This window comes from Streptomyces sp. NPDC102451, assembly GCF_044765485.1.
Lineage (GTDB): Bacteria > Actinomycetota > Actinomycetes > Streptomycetales > Streptomycetaceae > Streptomyces.
In genome coordinates this window covers 78,633-93,035 of the sequence record NZ_JBIWKD010000020.1, presented here as the reverse complement: position 1 = coordinate 93,035, position 14,403 = coordinate 78,633, and the positions used below count along the sequence as shown (strand labels likewise).

At 71.8% G+C, this 14,403-nt stretch carries 16 protein-coding genes; 9 read left to right on the top strand and 7 right to left on the bottom strand.

The genetic code is table 11. The annotated features are described in order from the left end of the window. Positions 1 to 25: 25 nt before the first annotated feature. A complete protein-coding gene (locus ACIRD8_RS32005; RefSeq protein WP_403999351.1) occupies positions 26 to 1,234 on the top strand; it encodes a threonine aldolase family protein in 1,209 nt (402 codons plus the stop codon). Here the strand turns inward: ACIRD8_RS32005 and ACIRD8_RS32000 are convergent. Then, complete coding sequence (locus tag ACIRD8_RS32000; protein ID WP_403999348.1) at positions 1,225 to 1,383, bottom strand: hypothetical protein; 159 nt, start codon at positions 1,381 to 1,383, stop codon at positions 1,225 to 1,227. The two genes, ACIRD8_RS32005 and ACIRD8_RS32000, sit on opposite strands and share 10 nt — an antisense overlap. A gap of 104 nt (positions 1,384 to 1,487) precedes the next feature. Between ACIRD8_RS32000 and ACIRD8_RS31995 the strand changes: the two genes are divergently transcribed. Next, positions 1,488 to 2,600, top strand: coding sequence for a DUF5937 family protein (locus ACIRD8_RS31995; protein WP_403999446.1), 1,113 nt, complete (start codon positions 1,488 to 1,490; stop codon positions 2,598 to 2,600). Positions 2,601 to 2,625: 25 nt separating this feature from the next. On the opposite strand, the gene ACIRD8_RS31990 is transcribed toward ACIRD8_RS31995, so the two are convergent. Both ACIRD8_RS31990 and ACIRD8_RS31985 read right to left on the bottom strand, forming a co-directional pair. Continuing rightward, on the bottom strand, positions 2,626 to 3,300 hold the full coding sequence (locus ACIRD8_RS31990) for a response regulator (RefSeq protein WP_403999345.1): 675 nt from the start codon (positions 3,298 to 3,300) through the stop codon (positions 2,626 to 2,628). Between the two features lie 20 nt (positions 3,301 to 3,320). Continuing rightward, positions 3,321 to 4,529, bottom strand: coding sequence for a sensor histidine kinase (locus ACIRD8_RS31985; RefSeq protein WP_403999342.1), 1,209 nt, complete (start codon positions 4,527 to 4,529; stop codon positions 3,321 to 3,323). A gap of 96 nt (positions 4,530 to 4,625) precedes the next feature. Here ACIRD8_RS31985 and ACIRD8_RS31980 point away from each other — a divergent pair, with 96 nt between their 5' ends. Both ACIRD8_RS31980 and ACIRD8_RS31975 read left to right on the top strand, forming a co-directional pair. Next, positions 4,626 to 5,621 (top strand): SAM-dependent methyltransferase, encoded by a 996-nt coding sequence (locus ACIRD8_RS31980; RefSeq protein ID WP_403999339.1) that lies wholly within the window; start codon positions 4,626 to 4,628, stop codon positions 5,619 to 5,621. Between the two features lie 43 nt (positions 5,622 to 5,664). After that, positions 5,665 to 6,807, top strand: coding sequence for an NADH-quinone oxidoreductase subunit D (locus ACIRD8_RS31975; protein WP_403999336.1), 1,143 nt, complete (start codon positions 5,665 to 5,667; stop codon positions 6,805 to 6,807). Between the two features lie 20 nt (positions 6,808 to 6,827). On the opposite strand, the gene ACIRD8_RS31970 is transcribed toward ACIRD8_RS31975, so the two are convergent. From ACIRD8_RS31970 to ACIRD8_RS31955, 4 genes are all read right to left on the bottom strand, one after another. After that, the gene (locus ACIRD8_RS31970) at positions 6,828 to 7,856 is read right to left on the bottom strand and encodes a hypothetical protein (protein ID WP_403999333.1); all 1,029 of its coding nucleotides are present in this window, start codon (positions 7,854 to 7,856) and stop codon (positions 6,828 to 6,830) included. Between the two features lie 104 nt (positions 7,857 to 7,960). Then, positions 7,961 to 8,941, bottom strand: coding sequence for a glycine betaine ABC transporter substrate-binding protein (locus ACIRD8_RS31965; RefSeq protein ID WP_403999330.1), 981 nt, complete (start codon positions 8,939 to 8,941; stop codon positions 7,961 to 7,963). 52 nt (positions 8,942 to 8,993) lie between these two features. Beyond that, positions 8,994 to 9,668: an ABC transporter permease gene (locus ACIRD8_RS31960; RefSeq protein ID WP_403999327.1), complete on the bottom strand. Its 675-nt coding sequence runs from the start codon at positions 9,666 to 9,668 to the stop codon at positions 8,994 to 8,996. A 3-nt stretch (positions 9,669 to 9,671) separates the two neighbouring features. Further along, positions 9,672 to 10,391 carry an ABC transporter permease gene (locus ACIRD8_RS31955; protein ID WP_403999325.1) on the bottom strand — a complete coding sequence of 240 codons (720 nt, stop codon included), beginning with the start codon at positions 10,389 to 10,391 and terminating at the stop codon, positions 9,672 to 9,674. Between the two features lie 141 nt (positions 10,392 to 10,532). On the opposite strand from ACIRD8_RS31955, the gene ACIRD8_RS31950 reads away from it, so the two are divergent. From ACIRD8_RS31950 to folK, 5 genes are all read left to right on the top strand, one after another. After that, positions 10,533 to 11,708: an ABC transporter ATP-binding protein gene (locus ACIRD8_RS31950; RefSeq protein ID WP_403999323.1), complete on the top strand. Its 1,176-nt coding sequence runs from the start codon at positions 10,533 to 10,535 to the stop codon at positions 11,706 to 11,708. Between the two features lie 110 nt (positions 11,709 to 11,818). Further along, entirely contained in the window at positions 11,819 to 12,679 is an 861-nt protein-coding gene (gene folP / locus ACIRD8_RS31945) for a dihydropteroate synthase (RefSeq protein ID WP_403999321.1), read from the top strand. Beyond that, positions 12,676 to 13,158 (top strand): nuclear transport factor 2 family protein, encoded by a 483-nt coding sequence (locus tag ACIRD8_RS31940; protein ID WP_403999319.1) that lies wholly within the window; start codon positions 12,676 to 12,678, stop codon positions 13,156 to 13,158. The genes folP and ACIRD8_RS31940 overlap by 4 nt, the downstream gene beginning before the upstream one ends. 193 nt (positions 13,159 to 13,351) lie before the next feature. Continuing rightward, positions 13,352 to 13,711 (top strand): dihydroneopterin aldolase, encoded by a 360-nt coding sequence (folB, locus tag ACIRD8_RS31935; RefSeq protein WP_099173577.1) that lies wholly within the window; start codon positions 13,352 to 13,354, stop codon positions 13,709 to 13,711. Beyond that, positions 13,708 to 14,319: a 2-amino-4-hydroxy-6-hydroxymethyldihydropteridine diphosphokinase gene (folK, locus tag ACIRD8_RS31930; protein ID WP_403999317.1), complete on the top strand. Its 612-nt coding sequence runs from the start codon at positions 13,708 to 13,710 to the stop codon at positions 14,317 to 14,319. The genes folB and folK overlap by 4 nt, the downstream gene beginning before the upstream one ends. Positions 14,320 to 14,403 lie beyond the last annotated feature (84 nt).

Sequence of the window (14,403 nt, the reverse complement as noted above, 5' to 3'; positions counted from 1 at the left end):
CGGCGGCCCGGGTGATGATCGTCCCATGGGAGACACCGACGAGCAGAAGCAACGGCACCGCAGGCTGACCGCGTGGCAGCGGTCCGGAAAGGTGCTGGCCCGCATGTCGGCGGACCACACGATCGCCGGGCGGCTGGCAGCGCTGGCCGCCGACGCCGGTACGGTCCACGACCTCGGCGAGTGGACGGATGTGTACGGCGACGGGGTCGTCGCCGAGGTCGAGCGGCGCACCGCCGACCTGCTGGGCATGGAGGCCGCCGCGTTCTTCCCGACCGGGACGATGGCCCAGCAGGTCGCGCTGCGGTGCTGGGCGGGGCGTACGGGCGATCCAACCGTGGCACTCCACCCCCTCGCCCACCCGGAGGTGCACGAACGCGGCGCGCTCCTCTCCGTCAGCGGGCTGCGCACGGTGCACCCGACGACCGCGCCCCGGCCGGCCACGGCGGACGAGATCCGGGACTTCCCCGAGCCGTTCGGCACGCTGATGCTGGAGCTGCCGCTGCGCGACGCCGGCTTCGTCCTGCCCTCCTGGGAGGAGCTGCGGGCCGTCGTGGCCGCCGCCCGGGAGCGGGACGCGGTGGTGCATCTGGACGGGGCGCGCCTCTGGGAGTGCACGTCGCACTTCGGGCGCGGGCTGCCGGAGATCGCGGCGCTCGCCGACAGTGTGTACGTGTCCTTCTACAAGTCCCTGGACGGGCTGTCCGGAGCCGTGCTCGCCGGCCCCGAGTCCCTGGTCGAGGAGGCGAGGACCTGGCGCCACCGGTACGGCGGCCAGGTCTTCCAGCAGTACCCGGCCGCCCTCTCCGCCCTGCTGGGCCTGGAGCGCGAGCTGCCGAGGCTGCCGTCGTACGTGGCGCACGCGAAGCTGGTCGCCGGCGCGCTGGCGGAGGGCCTCACCGGATCGGCGGTGCCGTGGTTCCGGGTGCACCCCGAGCCGCCGCACACGCACCAGTTCCAGGTCTGGCTGCCGTACGCCTCGGACGTGCTGGACGAGGCCTCGGTGCGGCAGGCCGAGGAGACGGGCGTGACGCTCTTCCGCCGCTGGTTCGCGGCTCCGGCGGGGCCGCCCGGACTCTCGTTCACCGAGGTCACGGTGGCGGCGCCGGGGCTGGAGTGGACGGCCGGCGACGTACGGCAGGCGGTGACGGATTTCGTGGCGCGGCTCCAGGAAGAGGCGGCGCGGCCTCACGAAGGGGCGGCGCGGCTCCAGGAAGAGGCATCACCTCAGGAGTAGGGCGGCCGGTGCGCTGCCGCCCAGGCACGGATGCGCCTGCGGAGGGTGCGCAGGACGTCCCGGTCGTGCGAGCCGGGCAGCGGGGGCGGCACCTCGCCGTGCTGCGCGGCGCGATAGCTGTCGAGCATGTGCTGCTGAACGATGTCCATGAATCCAGCGTGGCTCCGGCACGACGGGCCCGCCCGTGGATTGACGACCGCCGTCAAGTGACGACGGCCTCCGTCCCCGCACCCCGCACCATGGAGGGGTGAGCGTGCACATCGACATCGCCGGACTGCCTCCCGAGCGCATCGTTTTCGAGACCTCCCCCCTCGCCGAGCTGGGGCTCGCCCTCCATGCGCTCTCCGAGCCCGGGCACCACCCCGGCCTGCACGGCTGGGCGACCGCGACCTCGGCGGCACTGGAGCCGGACCTCGCGGACCGGCTGCACGAGGCGGAGTTCCTGTGGCGGAACACCTTCTCCGACGTCTTCATGCCGTTCGCCGGTGTCCGCGGCGGCGACGGCAGGACCGGCTCGGACCTCGCCGATGACCTGGACATCCTGGACAGGCTCGACGACGAGCGGTTCGTCTCGGCCGCCCTGGAGTTCACCTGCGCGAGCCTGTACGGGACGGGGGCGCCCTCGCCGCTCTCCGACCCCGGGATGCGGACCCGCGCGCTCGACATGGCGGCGGCGCGGGGGCCGAAGCAGCTGGCCTTCACCCGGCAGCTGCTGGCCGACCCCGCCTCCGTACGCGGCTGGGTCAGGCGGCTCTTCGAGGACTGCGACCGCGCCTTCTTCGCCGACACGTGGCAGCGGGTCCAGGTCCAGCTGGTCGCCGACGCCCGGCACAAGACCGAGGTGCTGCGGCGCAAGGGCGTCGGCGCGGCCCTGAGCGCGGTCTCCGCGGCCCTGTCGCTGGACGAGGAGACCGGCAGGATCAGTGCCGACAAGCTGACCACGGGCCGGACCGAGGCCACGGGATCGGCGGTGGGCACCGGTCTCACCCTCATCCCGACCAGCTTCGGCTGGCCGCATCTGATGGTGCTGCACGCCCCCGGCTGGCGCCCGGTGATCCACTACCCGGTGCACCGCCCCGAACTGCCCTCCCCCGCCTCCGTCGAGCTGCTCCAGCTCCGGATGGAGGCGCTGGCCCACCCCCTGCGGATGCGGCTCTGCCGCAACCTGGCCCGGTCCCCGTACACCACCGGCGAACTCGCCGACTCGAACGGCATCACGCCCCCCGAGGTCTCCCGCCACCTGGCGGTGCTCAAGAAGGCCGGCCTGGTCACCACCCGCCGACGCGGCCGGTACGTCCTGCACTCGCTGGACCTCACGGTCGTGGCCCGCCTGGGCAGCGACTTCCTGGAGGGCGTCCTGCGCTGAGCGGCGGGCCGCAGAGGGCTCGCGGTCAGCCCGGCTGGCCGCCGGCCCTGACCAGCCCCGTCTCGTACGCGAGGACGACGACCTGGACACGGTCGCGCAGGGCCAGTTTGGTGAGGATGCGGCCCACATGGGTCTTCACGGTCGCTTCGGACAGCACCAGACGGCCCGCGATCTCGCCGTTCGACAGCCCCTGCGCGACCAGCAGCATCACTTCGCGCTCGCGCTCGGTCAGCTTCTCGACGTGCTTGTGCTGCGGCTCCTTCTTCCCGCTCGGCAGCATCGGCGAGAACCGGTCGAGCAGCCTGCGGGTCGTGGACGGGGCCACGACGGCGTCGCCGCTGTGCACCGCACGGATGGCGGAGAGCAGCTCGCCGGGCGGCACGTCCTTGAGCATGAACCCGCTGGCGCCCGCCTTCAGACCGGAGAAGGCGTACTCGTCCAGGTCGAACGTGGTCAGGATCAGCACCTTGGGCGGATCGGTCCGCGCACAGATCTGCCGGGTCGCCTCGACGCCGTCCAGCCGGGGCATGCGCACGTCCATCAGCACCACGTCGACGGCCGTGGACCGCAGGACCTCGATCGCCTCGGCACCGTCGCCCGCCTCCGCGACCACCTCCATGTCCGGCTGGGCGGCGAGCACCATCCGGAAGCCGGTGCGCAGCAGCACCTGGTCGTCGACGAGCATCACGCGGATCGCCATCAGGGGTCCTGTCCTCACTGTCACTGGTTGGCCGGCTTGAGCGGGAGCAGGGCGCTGATCCGGAAACCGCCGCCCTGGCGCGGGCCCGCGTCCAGCGTGCCGCCGACCATGCCGACCCGCTCCCGCATGCCGATCATTCCCTGTCCCGCGCCGTCGGCTCCGCCGTCCTCGTAGAGCTCGTGCGGGGCGCCGCGGCCGTCGTCCTCGACCAGCAGGCCCAGCCCGTCGTCGAAGTAGACCAGCCGCACGCTCGCCCCGGCGTCGGGGCCGCCGTGCTTGCGGGTGTTGGTGAGCGCCTCCTGCACGATGCGGTACGCGGTCAGCTCGACCCCGCTCGGCAACGGGCGCGGTGTGCCCTCGATCCTGAAGTCCACCGCGAGGCCGGTCTCCCTGACCTTCCCGACGAGCTCCTCGATCTGCTCGACGTCGGGCTGGGGGACGTACTCCCCGCTCTCCTCCGAGTCGCCGGTCCTGAGCACTCCGAGGAGCCGCCGCATCTCGGCGAGCGCCTGCCGGCCGGTCCCGGAGATGGTCTCCAGCGCCTGCCGGGCCTGATCGGGGGACGAGTCCATGACATACGCGGCGCCGTCCGCCTGGACCACCATCACCGAGACGTTGTGTGCGACGACATCGTGCAGCTCGCGGGCGATGCGGGCCCGTTCGGCGGCCACCGCGACCTTCGACTGCGCCTCGCGCTCCCGCTCCAGCCGGGCGGCCCGCTCCTCCAGCTGACTGAAGTAGGCCCGCCGGGTGCGTATGGAATCTCCCAGCACCCAGGCCAGGACGAAGGGCACGGTCATCGTGACGGCGTAGCCCAGCGACTGCGCCCAGCCGCCGTACGGCGCGTCGTCGGGCCAGCGCAGCCGCGAGATCCCCGCAGCGGCCAGGCTGCACCCGAGGGCCAGCCGGGACGCCCAGCGCTCCCCCACCGTGGCCACCGTGTACGTGATCACCAGCATGGCGAAGTCCGCCACGTCCGGCCGCACTCCGAACACCAGCTGCGCGAGCCCCATCAGGATCGCGAGCAGCAGCATCTTCTCCGGCATCCGGCGGCGCAGGGCGACCACGACGGACAGCCCGACGGCGATCGGCACGGCGGCGACGCGCTCCGGGCCACCACCGACCTGGCCGGCCACGATGGACACGCCGGAGAACCCGAGGAGGAGGACAGCCCAGAGGATGTCGACGCCCGTCGGGTGTCTGCGGATGAAATCGTAGAAGCGCTGCACGTTACCCAGCGTAGGGACAGCTGATCGGTGCCCGGGTCAGCCGAAGGGCCGATCCGGGTCCTGGGACCGTACTCCCCAAGGTGGAGACTTGCCTACGTGACGTATGACTGGTGCCGCTGGCGGGAAGCCGCCGAGACCGCTTTGTACGGGGAAGAGGGTTTCTACCGGCGCCCGGAGGGCCCCGCCGGCCATTTCCGCACCTCGGTGCACGCCTCCCCGCTGTTCGCCACCGCCGTCGCCCGGCTGCTGGCCGCCACGGCACGGGAGCTGGGGACGGACGCGGTGGACCTGGTGGACGTGGGCGCGGGCCGCGGCGAGCTGCTGACCGGGGTGCTGGCGGCCCTGCGGGACGGCGGCACGGCCCCCTGCCTCACCGTACGGGCGTACGCCGTGGAGCTCGCCCCGCGCCCGCCGGGCCTCGACCCGGACATCGAGTGGCGCGCGGACCTTCCGCGCGGGGTGCGCGGGCTGCTGTTCGCCAACGAATGGCTGGACAACGTCCCCACGGACATCGCCGAGGCCGACGCGGACGGGGTGCCCCGGTACGTCCTCGTACGCGGGGCCGACGGCACCGAGCGGCTCGGCGACCCGGTGACCGGGGAGGACGCCCGGTGGCTGAGCCGCTGGTGGCCGCTGTCCCGGCCCGGTGACCGCGCGGAGATCGGCGCGCCCCGCGACGAGGCCTGGGCCCGGGCCGTCGCGTCGCTGGCCGGCGGGACCGCGGTGGCGGTCGACTACGCCCATGTACGGGCGTCGAGGCCCCCGTTCGGGACGCTGACAGGCTTCCGGGGAGGCCGCGAGGTGGAGCCCGTGCCCGACGGGAGCTGCGACCTGACCTCGCACGTGGCGCTGGACGCCTGCGCGGCGGCGGCGGGAGGAGTGGCCGAACTCCTGGACCAGCGGGCGGCGCTGCGGGAGCTGGGGATCAGCGGCGAACGCCCGCCTCTGTCACAGGCGTCGGCCGACCCCGCCGGCTATGTACGGGCGCTCGCATCGGCCGGCGAGGCTGCGGAGCTGACGGCGCGGGGCGGGCTGGGCGACTTCGGCTGGCTGCGGCACCGGGTCCCGGACCGTGGGGAGGAGGGGGCCTGACCGTGCCGAGGGCCCCGTAGCGCGAGGAGGGATACTGTCCCGCATGACGGAGACGACGATCGGCATCGGCGGCGCGGCGGAGAGCACCGACATGGTGCTGAACATCGGTCCGCAGCACCCCTCCACCCACGGGGTGCTCCGGCTGCGGCTCGTCCTGGACGGCGAGCGGATCCAGCAGGCCGAGCCCGTCATCGGCTATATGCACCGGGGGGCCGAGAAGCTCTTCGAGGCCAGGGACTACCGGCAGATCATCATGCTCGCCAACCGCCACGACTGGCTGTCGGCGTTCTCCAACGAGCTCGGCGTCGTCATGGCCGTCGAGCGGATGCTCGGCATGGAGGTCCCGGAGCGCGCCGTCTGGACGAGGACGCTGCTGGCGGAGCTGAACCGGGTCCTCAACCACCTGATGTTCCTCGGCTCCTACCCCCTCGAACTCGGTGGGATCACCCCGATGTTCCACGCGTTCCGGGAGCGGGAGGAGCTCCAGGCCGTGATGGAGGAGGTCTCCGGCGGCCGGATGCACTACATGTTCAACCGGGTCGGCGGCCTCAAGGAGGACCTGCCCGCGGGCTGGCTCGGCCGCGCCAGGGACGCGGTGGCGTCCGTGCGTTCACGGATGGACGTGTACGACCGGCTGGTGCTCGGCAACGAGATCTTCCGGGGCCGCACCCGCGGGGTGGGCGTGCTCTCCGCCGAGGCCGTGCACGCCTACGGGGTGTCCGGGCCGATCGCCAGGGCCTCGGGCGTCGACTTCGACCTGCGGCGCGACGAGCCGTATCTCGCGTACGGGGAGCTGGCCGGCACCCTGAAGGTCGTCACCCGGACCGAGGGCGACTGCCTGGCCCGCTTCGAGTGCCTGCTGGAGCAGACGCACAACGCGCTGGACCTCGCCGACGCGTGCCTGGACCGGATGGACGACCTGCCGCCCGGGCCCATCAACCAGCGGCTGCCGAAGGTGCTGAAGGCCCCGGAGGGCCACACCTACGCGTGGACCGAGAACCCGCTGGGCATCAACGGCTACTACCTGGTCTCCACGGGCGAGAAAACCCCGTACCGGCTGAAGCTGCGCTCCGCCTCGTTCAACAACATCCAGGCACTCACCGAGCTGCTGCCGGGCACGCTGGTCGCCGACATGGTGGCGATCCTGGGCTCGCTCTTCTTCGTCGTCGGGGACATCGACAAGTAGCCGCGGGCGCGCGGACCTCGCTACGAGGAGATCGCGCTGCGCAGCTCGACGACGTCCAGCTGCTCGGTCTCGTCGTGCGCCGTCAGGTCGATGACCTTGCCGACGGCACGGTTCTCGGCCGTGCCGGTACGGTGCGCCGCCAGCGCCTCCTCGCCCACCACGTCCGCGAGGTCCTCGTTCTGCACGGACTCGATCGCGGCGTCCGCCTTCTGCGTGCCGAAGAAGTCGAAGCTCCCCTGCGGGACGAGATGGCGGCGCGCGGCGGAGTACGGGACGACGGCGGACGCGGCGGCCACGGCCCGGGGCGGGCGCACGGGGGCGGGCGACAGCTTCGGTGCGGGGAGGGCGGCCTGGGCGCGGCGGTGCTGGGGGTCACCCGCTCCGGAGACCGCCGCGTGCTTCCCCTTCGGGCCGTCGCCCTCCGTGTCCCGCTCCGCGGAGCGCTCGGCGAGGTCACGCTGCCGGGCCAGCTCGGCCGTCCGGCGCGCCTCCTGGAGCGCGGCGTTGCGGGACAGGTCCTGCAGGGCCTGGGCGGCGCGCAGATAGGCGCCCGGTGTCGGCGTGGAGCGGGCGGGCAGGAGCTCGCGCGGCGACGACGCCTCGATGGCGAGCTGCCTGCGGCCCTCCAGCGCGCTGGCCCGCTCCGTCTCGGCGTTGGCGTACCGGCGCAGCAGCGCGGCGTGTTCGCCACGCAGCCCGGCGAGCTCCACGCGCTTGCGGCGCAGCCTGGTCTCCAGCCGGGTGCGCAGTTCCCTTGACTCCTCGAGGTCCGCCTCGAGTTCGGCTATGCGCTCCTCGGTCTTCCACTCGTCGCTGGCCCGGGCACGGGTCAGCTCCGCGACCCGCAGCCCCGCGGCCCGGTCCCAGCTGCGCATCATGCAGGCACCGGTGACGGCGGCGGCCGCCGTCACGGCCACCAGGACGCGCAGGGGCAGGGGTTCCGCGAGGAGCCAGGCACCGGCGGCACAGACGACCGGCACTCCGGCCACCACGGCGGGGGGCAGGATTCTGTGGAGGGGCGGTGAATGGCGGTGGCGTCCTCGTGGCATGGCCCGAAATTTACCGTGCGTACGAGTCACTTGGGAGACCGCCCGGCAATCTGTTCCCCGCCGGTTACCTACGATCTCCCAAGTGGCCCTCCCCGTACGCCTTTTTACTTCTTGATCAGCCCCTTCGACCGGAGATAGTCCCCGGCCGCATCGGCGGGCTTGGCGCGCTCCGCGTCGACCTTGCGGTTCAGTTCCGCGAGGTCCTCCGTGGTGAGTACGTCGGTGAGCTTCCCGAGCGCCTCCGCGATCTCCGGGTCGCCCGCGTCCTTGGCATTGAGAACCGGAAGGACGTTGTCCGCGTTCTGCAGCTTCTTGTCGTCCTCCAGGAAGACCAGCCCGTACGCGTCGAGCACCGCGTCCGTGGTGGTCGTGAGGACCAGCTGGTCCTTGCCGTCCTTGACGGCCTGCTTGGACTGCGGCGTGCCGACACCCTTGGGGTCGATCCCGGCGACGTCGATGCCGTACGTCTTCTTGAGTCCGGGTGCGCAGAACGGGCGCACCTCGCACTCGTCGCCCGCGGCGATCTTGACCTTGATCTTCGAGCTGCCGAGATCGGAAAGGGTCGTGAGGCTGTTCTTCTCGGCGAATTCCTTCGACACCGCGAAGGCGTTCTGGTCGACCGCCTTGCCCGCAGGAAGGACCTTCAGTCCGAGCGGGGTGGCCAGCTTCTCCAGAGCGGCGACGGTCGCCGTCACGTCACCCGAGGCGACCGGCTTCTTCTCCGCCTCCTTCGCCCCGTTGACCTTGGCGTTGAGGAATTCCGCGAGGGTCGCCGCGTATTCCGGGACGATGTCGATCTCGCCCTTCTCCAGCGAGGGCTCGTACAGTTCGCGGTTCTTCACCGTGGTGACCGACGCGTCGTACCCGGCGTCGCCCAGGACCTGGGCGTACAGCTCGGCGAGCACCTTGGCCTCGGTGAAACCGGCGGCGCCCACGACGAGCGAGCCCTTCTTGGAGTCGGCGCCGGCACCCGTGTCCGAACCGCTCTTCTCCTTCTCCAGGCTGTCGCCGCCGCACGCGGCGAGCGACCCTGCCAGCGCGACCGCTCCGATGACCGCACCCGCTATGCGCGAGGTCCTGCTCATGTTGTTCTCCGTCCGCGAAAAATGGTGTGCACAGTCCGAAAAGTCAGCGCGCTCATGCGGTCCGCCGGCGACGCAGGGGCGACAGCAGCCGGTCCAGCGCCACGAGTACGCCCTCCACCACCAGGGCCAGGAGGGCGACCAGGACGGCGCCCGCGAAGACCTGCGCGGTGTCGTAGGTGTTGAAGCCGGCGGTGATGATCCGGCCCAGGCCACCGAGACCGACCATGGCCGCGATCGAGGCCGTGGCGATCACCTGGACGGCGGCCGACCGGAGGCCGGTCATGATCATCGGGTAGGCGAGCGGGAGCTCGACCCGGACGAAGAGTTGCGCGCCGGACATCCCCATGCCCCGGGCGGCCTCCACCACCGACCGGTCCACCTCCGTCATCCCGACGTAGGCGTTGGTCAGCAGCGGGGGCACGGCGAACAGCACCAGGGCGACGACCGTGGGCAGATAGCCGGAGTTGCGCAGGGGCGTCATCATGAACAGGGCCAGCACCGCGAACACGGGGACCGCGCGCCCCACGTTGGAGATGTTGACCGCGAGCGAGCCGCCCTTGCCCACGTGCCCGAGATACAGCGCGACCGGCAGGGCGATGACGCAGGCCACCGCGAGGGCGATCCCGCTGACGTACAGGTGCTCGGCCAGCCGGTGCGCCGCCCCGCCCTCCCCCGACCAGTTGGAGCCGGTGGTCAGCCAGGTCCACGCCTCCCCGATGACTCCCATGGGTCAGACCGCCTCCGTCTTCGCTATGCCCGCCCCGGCAGATGCCCCGGCGGGCGTCCGTATCCGGGTCCAGGGCGTGAGCAGGCGTTGCACGCCGAGCAGCAGGAGGTCCGCGGCCACCGCCAGGAGCACGCAGAGCACGGACGCGGTCAGCACCTGCGCCTTGAAGAAGCTGGGCAGCGCGTCCTCGATGAGATTGCCGAGGCCGCCCTTGCCGACGAGGGAGCCGACCGTGGTCAGCGCGACCGTCGACACCGTGGCGATCCGCAGCCCGGCCATCAGCGCGGGCAGCGCGAGGGGGAGTTCGACCTCCCAGAGGAGCCGGACGGGGCCGTATCCCATGCCCTCGGCGGCTTCCCTGGCCTCCTGCGGGACCGCTTCGAGGCCCGCCAGGATGTTCCGTACGAGAATGGTCAGCGAATAGAGCACCAGGCCGGTGACGACGAGAGCCGCCGACAGTCCGAAGAGCGGAAGCAGCAGCGAGAACATCGCCAGCGACGGCACGGTGTAGAGCACGGTCGTCAGCCCCAGCACGGGTGCCGCGAAATGCCGGCCCCGGCGCGCGAGCAGCGCGAGCGGGAATGCCACCGCGAGCCCTATCAGCACGGAAGCCGTCGTGATCCAGATGTGCTGGACGGTCGCTTCGGTCAACTCATGGCTGCGGGAGCGCAGATACTCTCCGCAGATCCAGTCGTTCGCCACCAGGCAGTTCTGCTCGGCCATCCGCCCCCACCTCCTGTTTGCCCTCGCGATGCCGTCCCGGGTCCGGTCCTGGGTGACCCTATCCCCGACCACCGACAATCGCCGAGGCTGTCGTATTCCGGCAACATGGCCTTCACAGAACCCGCGTCACAATGGGGAATCATGATCCGATTCGAGCACGTCACCAAGCGGTACGCGGACGGCACCACCGCCGTCGACGACCTTTCCTTCGAGGTCGCCGAGGGTGAACTGGTCACGCTCGTCGGGCCTTCCGGCTGCGGCAAGACGACCACCATGAAAATGGTGAACCGACTGACCGAACCGACCGACGGCCGGATATTCCTCGACGGGGACGACATATCCACCATCGACCCCGTCCGGCTCCGCCGCCGCATCGGCTATGTGATCCAGCAGGTCGGGCTCTTCCCGCACAAGACGGTCCTGGAGAACACCGCGACCGTTCCCCATCTCCTCGGCTGGGGGCGGGAAAAGGGCAGGCGGCGCGCCGCCGAACTGCTCGACCTCGTCGGACTCGATCCTTCCGTTTATGGCGGCCGCTATCCCGAGCAGCTTTCCGGCGGTCAGCGCCAACGGGTGGGCGTGGCACGCGCCCTGGCGGCCGACCCGCCTGTTCTGCTGATGGACGAGCCTTTCGGGGCGGTCGACCCGGTCGTACGGGAAAGGCTGCAGAACGAATTCCTGAAGTTGCAGGCACAGGTCCGCAAGACCGTGCTGTTCGTCACCCATGACATCGAGGAAGCCGTCCGTCTCGGCGACCGGATCGCCGTGTACGGGCACGGCCGCATCGAGCAGTTCGACACCCCGGCCACGGTACTCGGGGCTCCGGCGACTCCGTACGTCGCCGACTTCGTCGGGGCGGACCGTGGGCTGAAGCGGCTCTCGGTCACGCCCATCGAGGAGAGCGACCTGGACCAGCCGCCGGTCGTCCACCTCGACGATCCGCTGGCGGAGGCGACCGAGCGGCTACGGGCCGACGGTGCGCGCTGGGCGGTCGTCCTCGACGGCCAGGACAATCTGCACGGCTGGATCCCGGTGGGCGGCGGGGCGGTGGCCAAGGGCACGGTCCGTGAACACGCCCGGCGCATGGAGGCGTGGCTTCCGCTCGGCGCACCGCTCAAGCAGGCCTTCGCCACGATGCTGCAGCACGACGCGGGGTGGATCGCCGTCATCGACGAGGAGGCCACCGGCCGCTTCCTGGGCGTGCTCACCCCGGCCCGGCTCCATGAGGCCCTGCGCCGCTCGATCGACGCGGACGCGCAGGACGTGCCGCGTGCCGAGGTCGCCGTGGAGACCGTGGCGGGCGTCGCCTCCCGGTGAGGGGCGGACGGCGGGCCCGAGCGGCCGGCGGCGGGTCCGAGCGCCCGGCGGCACCGTGCCGGGCGTCGCGGCCCGGGCGGGACCCCGCGGACACGGCCTAGGCTGGGCCCATGAGTACGTTGCGAGGGCGGGGCACGGTACGGGGTCTCCCGGAGTGGGACCGCTGTGCGGTCATGGGGGTCGTCAATGTGACGCCCGACTCCTTCTCCGACGGGGGCCACTGGTTCGACACCACGGCGGCGATCAAGCACGGCCTCGAACTGGTGGCCGAAGGTGCGGATCTGATCGACGTCGGCGGGGAGTCGACCCGCCCCGGCGCGAGCAGGGTGGACGAGGCCGAGGAACTGCGCCGGGTGATCCCCGTCGTGCGGGGGCTGGCCTCCGAGGGGGTCACCATCTCCGTGGACACCATGCGGGCCGGTGTCGCCGAACAGTCCGTCGCCGCCGGTGCGGTCCTGGTCAACGACGTGAGCGGGGGCCTCGCCGACCCGGACATGATCCCGGTCGTCGCCGACGCCGGAGTGCCGTTCGTCGTCATGCACTGGCGTGGCTTCAGCGAGTCGATGAACAGCCGTGCGGTGTACGAGGACGTCGTCGGCGAGGTCGTCGCGGAGCTCCGGGAGCGCATGGAGGCCGTGGTCGAGGGCGGGGTGGACCCCGAGAAGCTGGTGATCGACCCGGGGCTGGGCTTCGCCAAGAACGCCGCCCAGGACCTCGCGCTGGTCGCCCACCTCGACCGGCTGCGCGATCTGGGCAGGCCCCTGCTCGTCGCCGCCTCCCGCAAGCGGTTCCTCGGCCATGTGCTGGCCGGCGAGGACGCCACCCCGCCGCCCGCCCGTGAACGGGACGCCGCGACGGCCGCCGTCTCCGCGCTCTCCGCCGCCGCGGGCGCCTGGGCGGTCCGGGTGCACGCGGTGCGGCCGACGGCGGACGCGGTACGGGTGGCCCGTGCCGTCGAGGGAGCCGCGTGAGCACCCCGCGCGAGGAGCACGAGGAGGCCGCCGCCGACATCGCGGCGGTCGAGCAGGCCAACACCGCCTTCTACGAGGCGATGGAGCACGGCGACCTCGACGAACTCTCCGGTCTGTGGCTGCCCGGCGAGGACCTCACCGTGTCCTGCGTCCACCCGGGCTGGCCCGTGCTCACCGGCCGCGGCGAGGTGCTGCGGAGCTATGCGCTGATCATGGCGAACACCGAGTACATCCAGTTCTTCCTCACCGATGTCGGGGTCGCGATGACCGGTGACACCGCCCTGGTGACCTGCACCGAGAACATCCTCAGCGGTGGCCCCGCGGAGGAGGGCAACGCGCTCGGCCCGCTCGTCGGCCAGCTCGTCGTCGCCACCAATGTGTTCCGGCGCACACCGGAGGGCTGGAAGCTCTGGTCCCACCACGGCTCGCCCGTACTGGCCGAAACCGGTGAGGAAGAGGACGAAGAACCGACGGCCTGAGCGGACGGCGCGGGCTGCGGGGATTGAGCCCCCGGATCACGGGGTATACGCGGACACCAACCCCCTGCCGGGCCGGTCCGCGCCCCCGCGGGCGGGCGCTGTCGGTGCTCGCGGGTAGATTCGGAAGACGGCACCGCACCGCCCGCACGCGGTTAGGTGCCTCCAGAGACGACGAACAGCAGGAGTGATTCGCGTGGATCGTGTCGCGCTGCGCGGCCTCAAGGCCCGTGGGCACCACGGTGTCTTCCCCCGGGAACGGGAGGAGGGCCAGACCTTCATCGTGGACCTGGTGCTCGGCCTCGACACCCGCCCCGCGGCAGCCGCCGACGACCTGTCGAAGACCGTTCACTACGGCGTGGTCGCGGAAGAGGTCGTCGACGTCGTCAAGGGTGAGCCCGTCGATCTGATCGAGACCCTCGCGGAGCGCATCGCGCAGCAGTGCCTCAAGCACGAGGGGGTCGAGGAGGTCGAGGTCGTCGTCCACAAGCCGGACGCCCCGATCACCGTCCCCTTCGACGACGTGACCATCACCATCACCCGGAGCCGAGCATGACTGCATTTTCCACCGAGGGGCAGAGCGACCCGACCGTACAGCCGGTCCCCGCCGCAGTGGTCGAGCAGGTCGACGCGGCCGACGTCACCCTCTCCAACCCCAAACGGGCCGTGATCTCCCTCGGCTCCAACCTCGGCAACCGGCTGGAGACGCTCCAGGGCGCCATCGACGCCCTGGAGGACACCCCCGGCCTCCGGGTCAAAGCGGTCTCCCCGGTCTACGAGACGGAGCCCTGGGGCGTCGAGCCGGGCTCCCAGCCCTCGTACTTCAACGCGGTGATCGTCGTGAAGACGACCCTGCCCCCCTCCTCGCTGCTGGAGCGCGGTCAGGCCATCGAGGAGGCCTTCGACCGGGTCCGCGAGGAGCGCTGGGGACCGCGCACCATCGACGTCGACATCGTGTCGTACGCCGAGGTGGTCTCCGACGACCCCCTGCTGACCCTTCCGCACCCGCGCGCCCGTGAGCGTGCCTTCGTCCTCGCCCCGTGGCACGACGTGGATCCGGAGGCCCAGCTCCCCGGCGCGGGCCCGGTCGCCGACCTGCTGGCCGGTGTCGGCCGTGACGGAGTGCTTCCCCGGCCCGACCTGGAACTCCGTCTCCCCGAGTAGTCGTTAGGCTCAAGGACGACCGGTCACGGTCATCACGGGTCACCACGGGTGACCGGCACGGGCAACGGCGACGAAGGGCGGCAC